Origin of the sequence: Mesorhizobium sp. M4A.F.Ca.ET.050.02.1.1, assembly GCF_003997725.1 — a bacterium.
Classification (GTDB): Bacteria; Pseudomonadota; Alphaproteobacteria; order Rhizobiales; family Rhizobiaceae; genus Mesorhizobium.
The window spans coordinates 1-2,212 of sequence record NZ_RZSG01000911.1; the positions used below are offsets into that span (position 1 = coordinate 1).

Sequence of the window (2,212 nt, forward strand, 5' to 3'; positions counted from 1 at the left end):
TCGCAGAGGCGTGCTACCTGCTTTATGCCGGCCGCAGCGACAAACGCACCGCAATCAACCGGCGCATGAAGCTGCAGGAGAACAAGATCAGCCAGGAACAGGTGTTGATCCAGCTGCGCAAGGAACGCGGCCTGGAGGCCGGCAGCTCGGTGTTCTCGCTCGACCGGTTCCACGCCTTGCGCACTCAGTCCGGCATGACGATGCCCCTGTCCAAATTCCTGGCGATCACTTCGGGCGCGGCGCTGGTGGCGGCGCTGGTCGCCATCTGGTACGGACTGCCGTTGCTGCTCGGCCTTCTATTGTTTGTCGTCCTCTTGCCGGTGCTGCCCGTCATGTCGCTGCGCTTCCAGCGCGGCCGCCGGCTGAAGCGGTTCGGCATGCAGTTGCCGGAGGCGCTGGAACTGATCACGCGCGGCCTGAAGGCCGGCCATCCGGTGCCGGTCGCCATCTCCATGGTGGCGCGCGAGATGCCGGACCCGATCGGCACTGAGTTCGGCGTCATCGCCGATGAGGTGACCTACGGCTCGGACCTGGTTTCGGCGCTGAATTCGCTGTTCGACCGGGTCGGCCATGAAGACCTGCCGTTGTTCGTCACCGCCGTGTCGATCCAGAACAGTTCGGGCGGCAATCTGCGCGAGATCCTCGACGGGCTGTCGTCGACGATCCGCGAACGCGGCAAGCTGCGTCGCAAGGTGCGCGCGATTTCGACCGAGGGCCGCATGTCGGCCTATATCCTGACGGCCGTGCCGGCGCTGCTGTTCGCGGCCATCATGGTGATGATGCCGCAATTCTACAAAAGCGTCTGGGGCGAGCCGAAGACCTGGTACTTGCTTGGCGGCTCGGTCACCTGGCTGATGCTGGGCAATGCCATCATGTTCAAGATGTCGAACTTCAGGTTCTGACATGCAGGCTGTGATCGAATTCCTCGCTTCGCTCGCGCCGACCTCGCTGTTGCCGGTTGCGGTGCTGCTGCTGATGCTGGGTGGCAGCGCGGTGGCCTGGCCGCTGGTCGTTGCCAAGGGCGACCGCAACGAGGTCAAGCGCCGGCTGAAGGTGGAGGAGAGCAGCAAGGCCGTCGAGCAGACTGAGCCTGCGCCGCGGAAGAATTCCAACGCGGTGCGCGAGAAGGCGGTGAAGCGGGCGCAGGAATTCTACGCCAAGAGCGACCCCGAGAATGTCGCGCGGCTGCGCATGAAGCTCATCCAGGCCGGCTACATGGAACCGCGTGCTGTCGGCACCTTCTTCCTGATCCGCTTTGCCGCCTTCGTCGGCCTGGCTCTTGGCGCCCTGCTGCTCAACCACTGGATGGCGAGCGCGGATTCGACCATGACCAGCCGCTGGACCTTCGTCATCCTTTCGGGCGCTGCCGGCTATTTCCTGCCCGGTCTGGTGCTGACCCAGAAGGTGCGGGAGAAGATGCGCGAATACCGCAACGGCTTTCCCGACTTCATGGACCTGATGATCGTCTGCTCCGACGCCGGCATGAGCATGGAGGCCGGCATCGAGCGCGTCTCCAAGGAGCTCGCCAAGACCTATCCTTCGCTCAGCATGAACCTGCAGCTGGTATCGCTGGAGCTCAGGGCCGGGCGCAGCCTCGACGATGCGCTCAAGGCGCTCGCCGATCGTCTCAGCCTCGATGAGGTGCGCTCCTTCGCGACGCTGCTGCAGCAGTCCAAGGAACTGGGCACCAGCCTGTCGGGGGCGTTGCGCGTCTTTTCCGACGAGATGCGGCACAAGCGCATGTCGCTGGCCGAGGAGAAGGCGCATGCCCTGCCAGCCAAGATGTCGGTGCCGGTGACGGTATGCATCCTGCCGGTGGTGCTGATGATCGCCATCATCCCGATCATCGTAAAGATGACGACCGCGCACTGAACCCACGGCAACGCTGGTTAACGCATCCTTTGCGCGCAACCGAAATTTAGGGGCATTTCAGCACCGAAGCTTAATCGCTGCTGTGTACAGTGCTCCCTGAAGAACGACCCGGCAAATCGGGCGATGGGGCAGGGGCATGCGTCACAGACATCCCGCGGCAATGGCCGCATTGGCAGCCGTCTTGATGATCACTGGTTGCACGACCAGCAGTAACAGCGTCGACACGACCAAGACCACCGCGATCCAGCCAGCGTCCAAGGATGTCAGCGCTTCCGACCTGGCGGAGGGCAAGGCGCAGTTCCGCGAGGCGAATTACGGCCTTGCCGAAAAGCATTTCCGC

General features: G+C 63.5%; 2 protein-coding genes. Both read left to right on the top strand.

Annotated features, from left to right (window positions below):
• Positions 1–902, top strand: a 902-nt coding sequence (locus tag EOA33_RS33030) for a type II secretion system F family protein (RefSeq protein ID WP_145989434.1), incomplete at its 5' end; no start/stop codon positions are given.
• Between the two features lies 1 nt (position 903).
• On the top strand, positions 904–1,872 hold the full coding sequence (locus EOA33_RS33035) for a type II secretion system F family protein (protein ID WP_126054274.1): 969 nt from the start codon (positions 904–906) through the stop codon (positions 1,870–1,872).
• Positions 1,873–2,212 lie beyond the last annotated feature (340 nt).